Source organism: Adhaeretor mobilis (assembly GCF_007741515.1).
GTDB classification, from domain to species: domain Bacteria; phylum Planctomycetota; class Planctomycetia; order Pirellulales; family Lacipirellulaceae; genus Adhaeretor; species Adhaeretor mobilis.
The window spans coordinates 2133174-2149512 of record NZ_CP036263.1 but is presented as its reverse complement, the minus strand read 5'-3'; the positions used below and the strand labels follow the sequence as shown (position 1 = coordinate 2149512).

The window sequence follows — 16339 nt, the reverse complement described above, 5'->3', positions numbered from 1 at the left end:
ATCCTGAAGCCTTATTACTACGAGGGAGTGGAACAATGAAGAAGCTACTGTTAGCATCAATTTTCTTGGGCTGGGTCGCCACAACGGCGACGGCTGCTGTCGTTGTTGACGACGATTTTAGTGGTGGCTCACTTGATACTGCGGTGTGGAGCCATGGGGGAGGTTTTTTCTACAGTGCCGCCAATGAAAACGTCTTACTGAGTACCTTTGGCGGAGGTTTCGGATCAAAAGGGGACCAGACTGGGGTCGGAGGGCTCAACAGCACGGTTGGATATGCTTCATTTACGGCTACCGATAATGGCGAGAATCCGATTGGAGGATGGTTTCAAATCGGGAACGGCACCTACAACAATACGGCCGACAACATCGCACGGGTTAATCTAGCCAGTTCTGGCGCTGGAAGTTATCAGGTCATCTGGAATAACAGCGGCGTCTCTCAGAGCTTCGCCATACCTGGCTGGACCGGAATGATCGGCGGAGATGCATGGGCAGTCGTCAAAGACGGAGACGTCGGCAACCCTAGTTGGGGTACGCCAACTGCGTTTTTAAATATCGACACAGGAGATCCAGCCAATCGGTTTGGATTCTGGATTAACAGTAACGACCAGAATGCTGTGATTGATGATGTAGTCATCTGGGATACGCTCGAGGCCGAAGCGGGCCTTCCAGGAGATTTCGATGGCAATGGCTTCGTGGATGGTGCCGATTTCCTCAAATGGCAACTTGATGACGAAACGCCCGCTGGATTGACCGCTTGGGCAAACAACTATGGCACCAGTGCTTCGTTGCCAGCGATTTCGGCAGTACCGGAACCAGCGGCGCTGTACTTGGCGCTTCCAGCTGTACTGGGGGCATTGGCCCGCAGACGTCGACGGTAAGGATTATCCTCGAAGTTCCACCAGGTGTGTAGGCAGCTTCAGTGACCGGGCGGGGCAGACCCGGTTGCTGATGCCGCCTGTTCTTCACTGGCAACCGCATTCACAATGCGGCAGAAGACCGAGGATGATATTGGCATCGTTTGGTGTTAGCCCCAGGCGTTCTTAACAGTGCAGGTGGATCTACTTTATGTGTCGAACTTGGAAACCGCTACTTGCACGGATTACATCGGTCGTCATTGTGGGCTGCTTAGGCCAGTTTGCATTCTTTCAGCATGGCCAAAATGCGCACGCCCAACTGCCCGCCTATGATCCCTCGAATAGTGGTAATTGGTTCCTCAACGGGTCGGTTAGCGATGAATTCGCCGGGACTCAGCTCGACACCTCGAAGTGGCATATCCAAGGTACCAATGGTCACTACTACTCAAATTGGCGGGGCCTTGCGCCCTCTGCGTTCTCTACGGATAACGTGCGTGTGGAAGGCGGGAACCTCAAGTTAGAAACCAGATGGGATCCCAACTTCCCCTACTCAGGTGTTGATCCTAATGGCAATCCTTACGAGAAATTCACAACCGCCGCTGTGATTGGCAAACGCCAGTTTCACCACGGCTATATGGAAATCAGAGCCAAGGCGGCAGACGCCTCGGTTTCCAGTGCGTTCTGGATGTTGGGCAATGAGTCAGAACTTGATGTGTTTGAACACCTGGGTAATCCTTCGTTGCCGAACATCGACCATCTTGAGACAGAGATGTGGTCCTCAATCCATGATTGGTCGCCTGGGGCTGGAGGCGTCTCGACCTGGACAACACGCCGACAACTGCCTTTCCGGGTTGCCGACGATTTCAACGTCTATGGCGTTGAATGGGACGCAAATTATCTGAAGTTTCATGTCAATGGCCAGCTCCTTGATAGCTTCACGAAGGCAGAGATCGAAACAGCCTACCCAGGAGGCTGGGCGATCGACGACCCTCTACAGATATGGACCTCTTCGGCAACCTTTCCCTGGCACGGAGTACCTGCAGAAGCTGACTTGCCCAAAGATTTCGAAATCGACTACATCCGAGTGTGGCACCATTCTCCGACGAGCCCGAATCTCAGTGGGGCTGTTTTCGAAGACGACTTCAGCGAACCAACGATTGACTTAGTATGGAATACGGGCCAGGGATTCTCACTCGACAACACTAACGAGAACGTGACCTTGAGCACCAACGGTTCAGGCTGGGGAGCCGGGGGCGATAACGCGGGCATACTTAACAGTAAGGTTGGCTATGCCTCGTTCACCGTAGCAGCCGATGGTTCGACTCCGATCGGTGGGAACTTTCAAATCGGCAATACGAAGTTTAGTGATTCCGCCCATGCGATCGCACGATTCAGTCTAGCTGACGAAGGGGCAGGAACCTACGAGCTCATTTGGAACAATAGTGGGACAGCCGAAGACTTTGAGACGCCGAGCGGCTGGAGTGGCAACGTCGCTGGCAATCGATACTTCTGGATCGTCGATGGGGATGCGACAAATGTCCATTCAGGGTTTACCGCGTCTGCTGGGCAAGTAAGTCTGGGAGACGCGGCGGGCGCCTTTGGGTTTTGGAGTGCGAACTCGGCATCCGGCGCGGTGATCGATGATTTCATTCTCTACGACACCTTGACTCCACTCCCGGTAACGGGCGACTTCGACAACGATGGCGACGTGGACGGCGCCGACTTCCTCGAATGGCAACGTTCCATCGGAACGCCGACTGCTCTGAGCGCTTGGCAAGCTGAATACGGCGACGGCGGACCGTCCGTCGCCAGTGCCGCGAATGTACCTGAACCATCCACATTGGGTATGTCCTCGCTTGCACTTTTGGTTTGTCTGTCTGGGGCTGGGCGAAGCAGCAGGCAGCTTAGAGCGTCGGCATGCCCCTGAGACTACAGAAACCCCCAAAGCGTGCTAAGGGGAAACTTCGAGGAAAGGAGCCGCTGGAGAGAAGTACAATTTGAGGCAAAGCCTTCTGGCGTGAGCTTCGTATTCCGATTAGGAAGCATTTGGGGAAAATCCTAATGGAAGAACGAGCGCCCGATGTATTTTGCTGAGCATTCAAGTTGTCGCTGGTTGCGTGTCTCAGTAGTTTCCCAAGCCAACGAACTCCTCCCCTGAGGTTGGCCCGGTGGGGGTTATCTAGCAGTCTCCAGCGTAGCATTACGTTCTTGCAGAAGAGTGCCATGCGACGTAGTGCAGCTGATTGTTGATTACATTGCCGACCGTGAAGCGAGGAAATTAAAGTTTATTGAGAGAAGTTGGTTTGGAATAGGAATATCCAAGTGTGACGCTTGTGGTCTATTGATCCAGTTCATCATCGGCCAGGTTTTTTGGTAGTGGTTGCCTTGCTTTTTGGGCGCCGCGGTTCTGATCGTACATCCTTTTTAAATGAGGAACTATGAAAATGAGATACTTCAAATTTGCCCTGGCTGCAAAAGCACTATTAATAACTGCCGTGGCACTTACATCGATGCCTGCAACATCGTTTGGCGTATTGATTGACGATGACTTCACAAGCGGAGCTATTGGAGTTCTGGACTCGAATCGATATGAACGTCAGGACATCGGCAACTGGACAGCCCGGGACGGTGGAGCCGCTGCGGATTGGGCAATTCAGGACGGCCGTTTAGAAGCCCTTACCGGCAACCAGCAGAAGGGAGTCGCAATCGTAAAAGCTGTAGGAGACGGAGAATCAGGCAACCAAATAACAGTTTCCTTCGACTGGACGGCCATCGGAGCAACGGGCGATGATTTAACGCTCTCGTACAATGTTTTCGGCTACCACAGTGACGCTGGAGGAGCAGCAACCGATAGAATCTCCACCTCGGCACTTAATTTCTCCGGTACGACTGGGGGAAAGTTTGGCAACCTAGAAGGTAACGCAAGCTTGGTCGATTTCACGAACGGTTTTGAATCCCCAGCAGGATTCTTCAACCAGTGGGATCTCGATGATCCTAGTGTTCTCGGGGTTGCAGATGGTTCTGCTGTACACTCTACCACGACGTTCGATATTAGCGGGCTTAGCACAGATGGCAATGATATTTCGAAATATGACTATGTTGGCCTCCACTTCTTCGTTCTCTCACAGTCCCACCCGGGAACCTATATCGACAACGTTAGCGTGACCGCAGCCTCAACCGGAGATCCGACGGGCGACTTCGACAACGATGGCGACGTGGACGGCGCCGACTTCCTCGAATGGCAACGTTCCATCGGAACGCCGACTGCTCTGAGCGCTTGGCAAGCTGAATACGGCGACGGCGGACCGTCCGTCGCCAGTGCCGCGAATGTACCTGAACCATCCACATTGGGTATGTCCTCGCTTGCACTTTTGGTTTGTCTGTCTGGGGCGGTGCGAAGGAGCAGATAGCTCGAACTGAACCCAATCGGGTAGCAAGGGATATACGAGAAGTCCGGCGAGAACGTACTCGTTAGAGCGTGTTTCTTACAACACTCTTTTATTCAGCAGCCTAGAGCGTAGAATTCCTTGGTAAATCCCGCAATTTCTGGAATATAGTTAGCGGAGGGATTCAGTGCGTTTGCACGGCACTAGACGATTGCCAATCCGCATTGGCTGGAGCGACCCAAACTGGCAGGCTGACATGACAAATGGACACACCTCGAGATAAGGACGAGCAGTACAACGAATTGGTCGGCTTGCTTGCCCGAAACGATCACTCAATCCGGCGTTTCGTGCGATCACTCATGCCTGGCTGGGACGAGGTGGACGATGTGCTGCAAGATACTGCACTGGAATGCTGGAAGAAGTTTGATGATTTCAAGCCCCAAGATTCAGAGAGCGCCTCCACGGAGTTTGTTCGTTGGGCTTGCGTCATCGCTAGGTACAAAGTCCTCAGTCGACAGCGAGACTATTCGCGAGACCGGCTTGTGTTTCGAGAAAGTGCTGTCAATGAATTGGCCGATGCCGCGATGAGCAAGCTTGGCAACTATGAAGCGGAGAAGGCTTCGCTCGAACATTGCCTTGAGGAATTGAGCAGTGAGAACAGACGGCTGATTATGAGCGTTTACCTACCAGGCGATTCCATTGCTAAAATCGCCAGAGAGAATAACAAGAAAGCTCGGCGATTGTACAGCAAACTAGTTGCCCTGCGAAAATCCTTACTCCAGTGTGTGCAGCAACAAATGTCTGCGAGGGACCAAGGATGAACAAAGACCTAAACGATCTTATTTTTTCGGCAATCGACCAGTCGATCTCGCCTGCTGACTTTGATCGCCTGCAAGACGCCATTGAAAAGGATGACCTCGTTCGCAATGAGTATCTTAGGGCATTGAATCTGAGTGAGATCCTTGGAGAACTCGCGACCGAAGAACGTGGTCAGCTTCTTAGCGGTGAGGGGCAGCAGGACCGATCCGTGCTGATGCCAAGTAAGAATGCGTGGTCGCTGCCTGTTTCGGCTCTCTGGCTTACCCTAGCCGCCTCTCTCCTCTTGTTGGTTGGTGGCATTGCCTTCACGCTTGGTCACGGTTCGGGTTCGCAGCACACAGCTCAGCTCACTCCTAACGACGACTATCAGCTGATAGACCAAGAACGAACAATCGCTGGCTACGCTACCCTCCGCAATTCCGTAGATATCGAATGGTCCGCCGGCGCGACTTCCTATCGCGACGGAGATGTCTTGTCGGCTGGGATTCTGGAGTTTGAGAAAGGAATTGTCGAGATTGACTTCTTCTGCGGCGCACGACTGCTGGTGGAAGGCCCCGCAAAGATGAAACTGGAATCGGACTGGTCGGTGAGATTTTTGAAAGGCCGTTTGCTTGCCAATGTTCCACCGGCAGCCCGCGGTTTTACTGTGAAAACTGCTGATTCGGAAATCTTCGACCTGGGAACAGAGTTTTCATTAAACGTTGATAGCGAGCATGCTCGCGTGGAAGTACTTAACGGTGAAGTGGAACTTCGCGGTGGTGAGCACCATGGCAACCATCTTGTCACAGGTCAGTCGAGTTGGCTCAAGGGCGAGGGCGACGAAAAGTCACTCGAAGCCTTTAGTACGGTCAAAGATTTTCGGTTGCTCAGCGAGGCCGCCAAGCAAAGACGTTTCAAGCAATGGAAATCTTATTCCGAGAAACGCCGTTTGGACGAGCGATTGATCGCCTACTACCCAATCCCTGAGCTCTCCGAGGGGCGTATGATCCGCAATGCTGCGTCCGACAACGAGCAACGCGATGGAGCGTTGGTTGGCATGGTCAGCCAGTCTGCTGGTCGTTTCGGTTCCAGCTCGCCCTGCCTTGGTTTTCATCGGCCAGGCTCTCGGGTGCGAGTCATGATCGATGGCGAGTATTCGGCCTTCACCTTCACATGCTGGGCCAAAATCGATAGCCTAGAGCATCGCTACAATGCGTTGTTCTTGACCGACGGCTATGAAAATGGCGAGCCGCATTGGCAAGTTCTGGATGACGGTCGGCTGATGTTCTCTGTCATGGTCGACGACACGCAAGAAATCCAACGACCCAAAGTCAAGGATGCCGGGTTGCATGAGGTCTATTACAGCGAGCCTATTTGGGATGTCACTATGAGTGGGCAGTGGATTCACTTGGCCTCGGTCTATGACCCAGCCCGCAGGGAAGTCTCGCACTATTTGAATGGTGAGCAGGTGAGTAGCCAGGAGATTACCGACGAATACTACATCAAAAAACTCCGAATTGGTCCCGCCGAAATCGGCAACTGGGGGCAACCTTTTCGCAAGACGCCTTGGTTTTCGGTACGTAATTTACAGGGCATGGTGGATGAGCTAGCGATTTACAATGCAGCGCTCGCAGACGAAGAAATAGAAGCCTTGTATGAGCAAGGGAAGCCCCTCGGGTATTAGCTGTTTTCTATGGTTTTAGGCTTCGGCTCGGCGATCTGACCTCATGCGGATCGCTCCACATGATCGCTGACGCTACACCATTGCCTATCGTTTTAGTTCACCATTCCTGGAAGATCCTGATGCGTTTCGTTGGCTTACTGGCTGCTTTTATACTGATTGGGAGCTTGTCAGCGCCCCTAGCATGGTCTCAGTCTGTTGCGGCTGACGAGACGGCAGATTCCTCTCTTGAAGAGGAGAGCGAACGGGAGGCCAGCACACTCGATGAGCTGGTTCACAAGCTCCGCCAGGGTGGCGTGACCGTCTTCTTGCAAATCGCACTTTCGATCGTTGGACTTTCGGTGGCGATGGAACGGTTCGTGCATCTGCGGGGCAAGTCGTTGGTTCCGCCCGCCTTGGTCGCTCAAGCGGATCGACTATGGAAGGCAGGAAAATACGACGAGCTCATCGAAACGGCAAGAAAGGACGGCAGTCTCTTTGGGCTCGTCATCGAAGAGGTCGTCCGTCACCGAACTGCCGGCTACCAAGTTGTGTCGCAGTTGGCTGGAGATGTGGCGGCTCGTGAAATTCGCCGGCACATGCAGCGGCTATTTCCGATCGCGCTCGTAGCTACGCTGGAGCCGTTGCTCGGCTTGCTCGGAACGATGCTAGGGATGATTGGTGCGTTTGAAACCGTCGCGGTCGCCGGCTCCATGGGCGATGCGTCGATTCTTGCTGATGACATTGCCAAGGCCTTGGTCACGACAGCAGTGGGACTGATCATCGCGATTCCAGCCGTGTTCATCTACCAGACGCTCAAGAGCCAAATCGGCTTTGGCAGCGCGACCTTGGACCAAGCAGCCAGCGGCTTGATTAGCGATTGGATGTTACTGAGCCCTGCCGAGCCATCTCCAACCCCCAAAGAATCGATTGCCAAGGCTACGACCTCTCCCAACGAGGACGTACCATGAGAACCGAACTTGCCGAAGAAGAATCGGTCGAACCGCAAATGGCACCACTGATCGACTGTGTATTCCTCTTGTTGATCTTCTTTCTTGTAGCCACGACACTGAAAAAGTTGGAGCGACAGTTGCCCCTCGATTTGCCGCCCGCAATGCAAGCAGCTGAAGTCGCTACAGATCCTCGAACCCTAGTGGTTGCGGTCGACATCACGGGTCGCACGTATCTCGACGGAAACGCAGCGACGCCGGGTGTCTTGATGCGCCAACTTGACGAGCTCGCTGCGAACGAGCGGGAACGACCGGTGCGTATCGACGCAGACCGGAAAACACCGTTTGAGCATGTGGTTAAAGTGCTGGAGGCATTGAAAATGCGCTCGATTCCCAATGTCGCGGTTCATGTTGCAGACCCAAACTGACGCTCTCTCCTATCCCGGAGGAAACCATGAATGCGAAGGAGCCATCGCGTAGCCACTATTGCGGCACCTCGTCGCCTCGTTGGCTCGTTGGATCGATCGCCCTCCATGTTTGCTTGCTGTTGGTCATTTTGTTCCTATTGCGGCCTAGGAGCGAACGGCAAATCACTAAAGCAAATTCGCCCAGTGTGACCAGCGTGGAGCGGATGGAACAGCTCAGCAACAAGGTACGTGAGCTGAAGGCACGGGAGCTAAATAGAACGGTTGAGTCACTGGAAGATACGCTCGTCGAGATTGAAGAGCTGGCGTCGGCCAAAACCCAAGAGTTGCGTGAGGCGTATCCTGAACAGACTGAGTCCGCTGCAGACGACCTCACAGCAGAACATCAACGGGCATTGCAGGCTCAACAGGACGCGAATGAAAAGCTAGAGAAAGCGATAGCAGCCGCTGAGGCTGACGATTCCCAGCAACTCACCGAGTCACGCGATGAGGCAATCGAGGAACAGCTGACCGCAGAAAAGGCCCTAGCTGAGATGGCAACGGCCCAGGTTCTAGCTGGTGGCCCGACTGAAGCAATCGAGCAACTAATTGAACTTCAAGTGAACGCCAGTCAGCAGTTGGCCGCAGCTCGTCTGAACGCCCAAGAAGTGGCCGCGGCGCGCGAGGGGATTCGTCAAACTGAAGGTCAAGTGACACATCGCCAGCAATCAATCGAACGACGCCAGGAGCAATTGCAATCGATCGCGAAAGAGTTAGAGCAACGACGTCAAGAGCTTTTAGCCGCAGAGACCAGAATCGAGACGGTTAAGAAAGCTCAGGAGTCACAGACCGAGAAACTCGCCGACGCAAACGCCGCACACCAGGCGGCTGGTCAGGCCGTCGAGCAGACTCGCGAGAATGTTCAAGCGGCCCAAGCAAAGTTGCAAGAGGCTCGTCAGGGGGGCGTGAAGTCACAGCAGGTTGCTGCCCAGCACGCCTTGTCTGCCGCACTTCAAAACGAAAAGACCAAGTTGCGCCAGCAACAAAACGGTCGTACAAACATCGCGAAGCAGCAGCATCAAGCCAAAGTCGCTGAGAACGCAATAAAGACCGCGGAGCACCGAGCCGAAGTGGCACGCCGACGGATCAGTCTCAGCGAAAAGCGGTTAAAAGAAACAGAGACCGCGCTAGCTAATGAGCAACGAAAGGCGGTGCCCCAAGAGTCGGAGATCCATCGACAGCGAGCGTTGATTTCTACGGCAGGGGAACAAAGCAAAAAAAAGTTGGCGGACGCAATCGCGGCTCAGCAACAAGCGATTGCAGCGAGTCAAGCCTTCGAGTTGACGGCCCCCCCCGCCAGCACTGCCGCGACCACGAACCTGGCAACCACGCAGGAAGCATTCCAACTCGCACGTGATCTCGAACGCAAAGTTGCAGAGCGGTTCAAGGATATTCGAGCGGCGGAATTGGCTTTGGTGCAACAAATGACACCCAGCGAGGCGCGTCAGATGGTCAGTGTTGCACTTCCTGAACGTGCTGATTTGGATGAGGCATCTCTGGATCAAAATGCTCGCACACAAGCGGCGATGCAGCGCAATCTCGATGCTTTGACCCAGGCGAACCAGCAGGCACAGACAATGGACGACTTTGCCAAGTCTTTGCTGGCCCAAGCTCTCGGTGTGCAGCAAGAAGGACTTGAGATCTCATTGGCCGATAGACAGCAGGACGCAGCGCGAGAGAATAACCAATCTGCCGAAGAGCAAGGCGGTGCGGTCAGCGACATGACAGCCGTGATGGCAAAACGCAGCGGGCGGCAGGGCGCAGAGTCTCCGTCGCCACCCGCGCAACTGGCGGGGGCAGGCGGGGCTGACTCTCCAGCGAAGATCAAATCCACGACTATCGGCGCCGCTCAACAGGAGGCACCCCCGTCACCGCGAGACATGGCGCGAGCGGTGCCCGCGCGACGGTTCAGCGGCGAGGGTGGCGTGCCAAGCTCCGGTTGGACGTATGTGGATACGTGGTACATCTTGGGACCGTTTGACAATGCCGGTCGAGCCAATATCCATAAGCAATTTCCGCCCGAGAGCCTTGTTGATCTGGATGCCAAGTATCGCTCCTCGGCCAGCGATGCTCTCATCGGATGGGAATTCTATCAAAGTACAAAAGCCAAAATTGCACCACGACATCTCCAGAGCGATTACGTCATCTACTACGCCTGGACGGAGCTACATTTCGAGTCGGCGACAGATGCCTGGATCGCTGTCGGAAGCGACGACCGGTCCGACCTTTGGATCAACGACATCCGCGTTTGGTCCAGTTCCGACACGCTGAAAGTATGGCGAATCGATGAGGGGATGCGGCGAGTAAGATTCCAAGCAGGATTAAATAAGATCTTGTACCGCGTCGAAAACGGACAAGGTCCATGGGCATTCAGCCTCTGCGTTAGTCTCGATCAGCAAGCTGCTGTACAACCAGTAACCTCAAAAACGAATTGACAGGCACGGAAGTTACAGTTGCCAAGAACAATGTTCTTATAGCAGTAGTCAATCTATGTCATGAGTAGAGGTACCTACTTGGAGCATCTGACCAGTAGCTGTCCGTAAGTCGTGGGCTATCGCAAAGCCCATTTCCAAGATATGTCAGGATGCAATCTCCTGAGGAATCGAGACATGGCGAGTTCTCGCGGTCAGCGAGGGTGCATGATCTACAGCAAGTCATCCAACGACGATTCCCGCGTCGGTGATAACTTCCTGCGCTGGGATCGTCGGTAATTCAATCGCTACTCCAACATTGGTATCAGTTTGACTCGACCGGACTATCCCAAGCCGAAAGCCATTTTGACAGTGACAACTAACTGAACGCTTGACCTCGCTCATCTCACACAGAATTGAATCAAAACTCGCCTTGGTGAGATGGACTTGGCTCGAAAGGAACATTCCTTGATCCAGTTCTGGATTTCATCTCGTCAGTTGGAAAAGCTGACCTCCTGAAGTTTGTACAGTGCCTTCCTGCTAGCAGCTGCAACAACGCTTGGCACTTTACAAATGCGTTGTTCACACAGCATTAGCCGATCGTCATGACTGCGACAGTTCGGTGTATCAATGAACGTCTGAAAAACTTCAGAGTTTGTGCCGTTGCTTCAAAGCCGATCTCCGTGGGAAGCATACCTGCTCGGTGACTCGAGCGGCTCGTGATGGTGAGGGTTAGGTTGTACGCAAACGCGTCCAGATCGCTTCGCGAACAATCTATAGAGTCTTGCACCGCCAGATGTCCATTTGCTGGGTTACTTTCAATGACGAGAAGTCGTGTGATTGTTTCACGTCATACAGTACGGGCCGGCCAGATCGGTAGCCGAGACTTCACACGGAAGCATCGCAGTAACGATGATCTTTCACCGATAGCGAAATTCGGGGTCGTCTACCCAGGATTGGCACTCACGAACAGAGATGAAGTTGGGAAACGACCGACAAATTTCTAGATCGATATCACGCATGCTCGGCTCTCTGCGTAGCCCCCACGGTGTACCCCTGCGGAGGACCTATAATGGGGAGCTATCTATGTATTCCCCAGCCCGCACCATTGCCAGAATGCCCGCTTTCACTGCATTGGGGAGGTCTGCCCAGTGGTCGATTAGCTCGGCCAAATCGGCATCCACTTTGGCCGATTGTGCGCCAACTGCGCCGCATTCTGCGCCGCCTGAATCGGAAACTGCCGTTTCTTCCGGTAATCCTTGATGTTGTTCGATTCCTACAGGGAGCACTTTGTAACATGTTGCAGCTAGGACACTTACGCTACGCTCTTGAGTGTCATGCTTCTTCTCCCAGTGGGGAGAGTCACCGCACAGGTCACCCTGTGCCACATCTCACAGGCTAGACCCAAGCTCACTTGAATTACCCTGGCAGGCCTCGTAGCTATGCACAGAAAATAGTTAAGACGCCCAAAACCGAGCCCGCAGCTGCTAGCCGAATGCTCCAATTGACCAAGCGAAACTTTTTCCTCGCAATGTCCGCTAGCTCGTAATTATGCTGTGCGACACGCTCACCAAGGTCGTTGCAACTGCTAACTGCTCCTGAGTAGGTTATACCGGACTCGAACTGCCGTATCGATTCCCAGTAGATGAAGCCTTGCTTGGCCTGCTTGTCGAAACTTAAGCTAGGGGCAACAACGACTATTGCAAATATGAACGCAAGTCCTAGTAGCACGAATGCGCCGAGCGTCATACATGTCACCCAATAGCTAAAGAACTTTTCGCCCCAAATCTGCCCATGGCAATCCGTTGCAACGAGCGTCCCAAGGAAAGCTCCTGACCAGGCAATGACAGCTGATGCCTTCGTGTCTGCAAACCGAATGTATTCATTCAAGTATCCGTGAACGCTCCACAAAAAACCGTCTGTATTTTCGCTCATCTTCGACTCCCCGATCTTCTGTCTGATTCTCCGTCGAGCATACGCACATCTGAGGGATAGTGCATCTCAAAATAACCATCAAATTTGGTGAACTTGACCTTTCCCCCTTTTGACTGCGGAAACATGCGTTCCGCAGCCTGTGATACATGAATTTTATTTACTGCCTTTGCTGCAAGTTTTTTACAAGCACGATTGACCGTCGGGCCATAAGCTGTCACTTCACTTGCGCTCTTGAGACCTATTCTTGTAATCACAACACTGCCGACGTCAACGCCCACACCGATCTTCAGATCCCCCAGCCGCTCATCTTTCAGAACTGCAGATAGGACATCCTCGACCGCTTCGATCATTGCCTTGCCGCTATCCGTGGCTTCTTGAACTGCCTTTGCCGCCGCCTGACCATCAACAACTTCCTTCTCCCCATCCAGCTCAGTTACTCCATAAGCAGCAAATAGACCATCTCCGCGCAAGCCAACCGTATTGCCACCGCCTTTTTCCACCAGGAAAGCCATGGTTGGTAAATAGGTATGCATCAGCAGAAACGTTTTCTCGGCCCCGTATTCCATTGCTATCTGAGACGAATAGCGAAGGTCAACGTTGAGTATGGCAGCCCAAGCTGAGAGACCTGTTGCATTCTTAAGGATGTCATATTGAGGCAAATCGGTGATGCTATGTCCAGAAGCATTAATAGTAACACCTCCCCTCTCCTTGCCTTCGCTCATGCTAAATTCGCGTGAATACTTCTCAACTGGAAAGACAATCTTGTCAGCCCCTTCCTTTGCCTGCTTGTACTGTTCTTTGGCGAAGTCAAACACCTCGTCTAAACTTGCTATCATCAATCTCGTCCTTGTTCTCGTCGTGCGTATTGCGTGTTTCAGCGGTTCGAATGCAGGGCTGCTTGAATATCCATGCATACTAGCATGTGGCATTCGATGCAACTAGAACGCCACCACCATGCATAGGCTTCCTTGCCGAAAAATCCAGTTGTTCAGGAGTAGTCGCTCGACAAACAAAATTCCAGCAGATTGCCTTCCCTAGGTATGCAAGCGCCCAAGGAAAAGCTTTGAATTCACACCACCCTGAGAAGGCGTTTCTTTTCCCCACAGCTCACTCGCTACCGATTCTCCGTTCAGATCAACGTAGAATTTCATTGTCGTATCGATAGACGAGTGCCGCATGATTTCTCTTAAAGTAGCGGGCTGCACTCTCGCCGCCCAACGCGTACCAAAAGCTCTCCTCAGGTCATGGGCAGAAGCAAACTTACTTTGCTCTTTATTTACAACGACACGCGATTCCTTGCCTATCTTAGTAATCGTCTTACTAACAGTATCAAGCCTCTTTTGCTGCTCAGCAACAACAAAGACACTCCCCATCCTCCGCTCTGAGGGAGTGAGAAGTAGCCACTCAGTAAAATCTGGAGTGATCGGTAACTGTCGATCCTGAAAACCTTTCTCGGCTTCGTTTCGCAAACACGGGTATTTGCACCCTCACGTGCGCTACTGTGTTGTCCCGTCTTATTCTTCAGTCGGGTGTGCTTAGCATGGGGCGGAAACAAGGCCCGCCAATTCAAGTCCTGATGCGTTGGGACTAACACCTAGTGCAGAATAGAAACCTACGGCAAAACTACTGGCAGGAAGAGTGGGTGGCCTTGATAATTCGAACGATAAAAATCAAGCCGCGAGCGTGCGCTCTTCGGCTTGAAGTCCGAAGCACTGCGGTAGCCCCACGAAGCTTGATTCTCGAATGCCGCCTCTAGCCTTCTGATCTAGCAGGTTGCTATGCGGTTTGTCGCCGGGTGAACAGCATAGCGCCCATAACGACACTGAACGCGAGAACTAAAGTAGTAGGCTCAGGTACAACGCCCGCGGTAACTGCTTCGATGGCATCGATGTCGAACACGCCAAAGTTTTGATCAGGGCCGGGCATGCCGATACTAAAAGTACTTAGCGCGTAGCCGTGGTCCCAGAGGTGTCCTCCGTGAGCCAGGAAGAACGCGCCCCCCGCGGCATCGAGGACAAAAAGCTCGCTACCCGTAGCATAGTAGCCATCAGGGTCGGCCGGATCGGGGATCTGGTCGATACTAAAGATGATACGGTCGGGGTCAGCACCGCCGCCCGTAGGGTCGCCATCAAAACTGCTGTCTTCGCCCAAAACATCTTTCACCATCAACGCGTCGAGGTTAAGGCGATCTGGCTCAATGCTGGTGGGGAGGGGGCCTAGCAGTGAAGTCACCGCAGCAGTGATTGTGGGAAGATCGATGTAGGGTGTGCCGTCGCCATTGAAAACTGATACCGGAGGTCCAGCAAACCCGGTCGCAGCGTCGAGCCGTAACGAAAGCTTATCGGTATCGGCAGTGAGTGCGGGCTCGGGCCCCCAAATTTCCAGTCCGTCCAGGTCATCGGGAAACGGCATACCATTAATCGCGGCCTGGCTTGCCCAAAGGCCCTGCGTGTCGGGTGCATTTGCGCCGCCAAAGACACCCAGTTCATAAGAAATTTCACCTGAGCCCCCAACGACATTGCCGTTAGCCAACGTTACTCCGGGTGGGGTGCCCGGTGGCAGCATCGAAGGTACTGGCCCTCCTGGCGTGTACAAAACAAAATCTTTGTCTAGCGAGAATAGTAAGTGAGCATCGTCGGAGAGCAACTGGTTGAAGAGGAAGTCATCGTGATTCGCAATAGCGTCGATCTCAAAGTCTATTAGCACAGTCGGAAAGACAGGCGGCGAGAAATCCAGCCCATTGGCCACGCCACCAGAGCCATCCCAAGCGATCACTTGCTTCGGATCCGGTGCAACGCCGACGGCGGTTACTTCCTCATCAATGTCGTGAGAGTATTCTTTTCCTGGCACAGTGCTTGGAGGCGCAATTCCCGGCCCGAGTGCTGGAAGTCCCGGGGTTACCGATCCGTAAGGAATCGTAGCCCAGGCGTTACTTGTGACCATCAACGCAACGAGAGTCGCCGCACCAGTCAACTTCAGAAGAGCTGTCGATCGCATAATCCAGTCCCCAATATGAAAGAGGTTACCGAAACACCGCCATACAGATCATGGCGACCATTGACTAGTTCTAAGCAAATAAATTGCGGTTTGCAACATTTTCTCAGGGGGGAAATACGATTTTTTCTAAATCCCACTGATTTCCTGGGGTGGGAGGATAATGAAATCTTGGCTTTAGAGCTCGAATGCGGCTCGAAGTAGCATGAAACAAACCTGAATGGCTGGTTACCCGTTTCCGTAGTGCCACCTAACGCTCTAGCGTCCCCCCGTTCACTGCTGCTGAAAAAGCCGCGGTCCCAACTTGACTGGCGAAAATGTGCCCGGCCGGCGGGGCAGGAAATTTCACGGTCCAATTGATAACTCTCCACACCTGGCTGATCGGCTTCAGGGATTGAGGCATGCCATCAAGACGTGGCTACGCATCCTTCCGCAGCGTTCACCTCCGACAGCAGAAACGACAACATGCCAAATTACGTCGTCGTATTTGCGCGCCGTACGAATCGGACCGAAACTTCGACGCTTCTGATGCCTGGTTTTTTGTAGTCCAACAATCGGAGAAGCTCGAATTGCCTGTCATCGACTCGTTGGAATCTTATGAGGCAGATCACTGAATCCGAATGCGACTAGTCATTTCACTAGTCTGAAGAAACGATTTCTGTGCCTTGCTCAATCGTTTGTTTACACAGACGGCATCCATGACATCACGCTCGAAAGCCGATTTCGCTTTCTAAGGTTCAAGCATTCGGTACAGGAACACCAACGGCACTTTGCTAACAAGAAATTGCAGCGGCACATGTTCACGCCGCCGCGATAACGACAATTGTTTTTGTGCCCTAGCCGGCAAAACGGGACAGGCGGTTTTCGACGTGGGTCCAGGTAGCCTG

The 16339-nt window shown here is 53.2% G+C and carries 14 protein-coding genes; 9 read left to right on the top strand and 5 right to left on the bottom strand.

Annotated elements, in window-relative coordinates; genetic code table 11:
- The first annotated feature begins 35 nt into the window (after positions 1-35).
- The 8 genes from HG15A2_RS08400 (at position 36) to HG15A2_RS08365 (ending at position 10547) form a co-directional block, all read left to right on the top strand.
- Positions 36-878 carry a hypothetical protein gene (locus tag HG15A2_RS08400; protein ID WP_145059652.1) on the top strand — a complete coding sequence of 281 codons (843 nt, stop codon included), beginning with the start codon at positions 36-38 and terminating at the stop codon, positions 876-878.
- A gap of 187 nt (positions 879-1065) precedes the next feature.
- The gene (locus HG15A2_RS08395) at positions 1066-2781 is read left to right on the top strand and encodes a family 16 glycosylhydrolase (protein WP_145059650.1); all 1716 of its coding nucleotides are present in this window, start codon (positions 1066-1068) and stop codon (positions 2779-2781) included.
- A 517-nt stretch (positions 2782-3298) separates the two neighbouring features.
- Complete coding sequence (locus HG15A2_RS08390) at positions 3299-4264, top strand: hypothetical protein (RefSeq protein WP_145059649.1); 966 nt, start codon at positions 3299-3301, stop codon at positions 4262-4264.
- 239 nt (positions 4265-4503) lie between these two features.
- Positions 4504-5061, top strand: coding sequence for a sigma-70 family RNA polymerase sigma factor (locus HG15A2_RS08385; RefSeq protein ID WP_145059648.1), 558 nt, complete (start codon positions 4504-4506; stop codon positions 5059-5061).
- Complete coding sequence (locus tag HG15A2_RS08380; protein ID WP_145059646.1) at positions 5058-6722, top strand: LamG-like jellyroll fold domain-containing protein; 1665 nt, start codon at positions 5058-5060, stop codon at positions 6720-6722. The genes HG15A2_RS08385 and HG15A2_RS08380 overlap by 4 nt, the downstream gene beginning before the upstream one ends.
- A gap of 59 nt (positions 6723-6781) precedes the next feature.
- Complete coding sequence (locus HG15A2_RS08375) at positions 6782-7669, top strand: MotA/TolQ/ExbB proton channel family protein (RefSeq protein WP_246117911.1); 888 nt, start codon at positions 6782-6784, stop codon at positions 7667-7669.
- Entirely contained in the window at positions 7666-8076 is a 411-nt protein-coding gene (locus HG15A2_RS08370; RefSeq protein ID WP_145059645.1) for an ExbD/TolR family protein, read from the top strand. The genes HG15A2_RS08375 and HG15A2_RS08370 overlap by 4 nt, the downstream gene beginning before the upstream one ends.
- A gap of 26 nt (positions 8077-8102) precedes the next feature.
- Positions 8103-10547: a coiled-coil domain-containing protein gene (locus HG15A2_RS08365; RefSeq protein ID WP_145059643.1), complete on the top strand. Its 2445-nt coding sequence runs from the start codon at positions 8103-8105 to the stop codon at positions 10545-10547.
- Between the two features lie 1043 nt (positions 10548-11590).
- Here the strand turns inward: HG15A2_RS08365 and HG15A2_RS08360 are convergent.
- The 5 genes from HG15A2_RS08360 to HG15A2_RS08340 all read right to left on the bottom strand — a co-directional run bounded on the left by HG15A2_RS08360 (position 11591) and on the right by HG15A2_RS08340 (position 15455).
- Positions 11591-11812 carry a hypothetical protein gene (locus HG15A2_RS08360; RefSeq protein WP_145059642.1) on the bottom strand — a complete coding sequence of 74 codons (222 nt, stop codon included), beginning with the start codon at positions 11810-11812 and terminating at the stop codon, positions 11591-11593.
- Positions 11813-11963: 151 nt separating this feature from the next.
- Positions 11964-12458 carry a Pycsar system effector family protein gene (locus HG15A2_RS08355; RefSeq protein ID WP_145059641.1) on the bottom strand — a complete coding sequence of 165 codons (495 nt, stop codon included), beginning with the start codon at positions 12456-12458 and terminating at the stop codon, positions 11964-11966.
- A complete protein-coding gene (locus tag HG15A2_RS08350; protein WP_218932416.1) occupies positions 12455-13294 on the bottom strand; it encodes an adenylate/guanylate cyclase domain-containing protein in 840 nt (279 codons plus the stop codon). The genes HG15A2_RS08355 and HG15A2_RS08350 overlap by 4 nt, the downstream gene beginning before the upstream one ends.
- A gap of 198 nt (positions 13295-13492) precedes the next feature.
- Positions 13493-13927 (bottom strand): tyrosine-type recombinase/integrase, encoded by a 435-nt coding sequence (locus tag HG15A2_RS08345; protein WP_145059639.1) that lies wholly within the window; start codon positions 13925-13927, stop codon positions 13493-13495.
- Between the two features lie 307 nt (positions 13928-14234).
- Positions 14235-15455 carry a hypothetical protein gene (locus tag HG15A2_RS08340; protein ID WP_145059638.1) on the bottom strand — a complete coding sequence of 407 codons (1221 nt, stop codon included), beginning with the start codon at positions 15453-15455 and terminating at the stop codon, positions 14235-14237.
- A gap of 398 nt (positions 15456-15853) precedes the next feature.
- Between HG15A2_RS08340 and HG15A2_RS08335 the strand changes: the two genes are divergently transcribed.
- Positions 15854-16066, top strand: coding sequence for a hypothetical protein (locus HG15A2_RS08335; RefSeq protein WP_145059637.1), 213 nt, complete (start codon positions 15854-15856; stop codon positions 16064-16066).
- Positions 16067-16339: the final 273 nt, after the last annotated feature.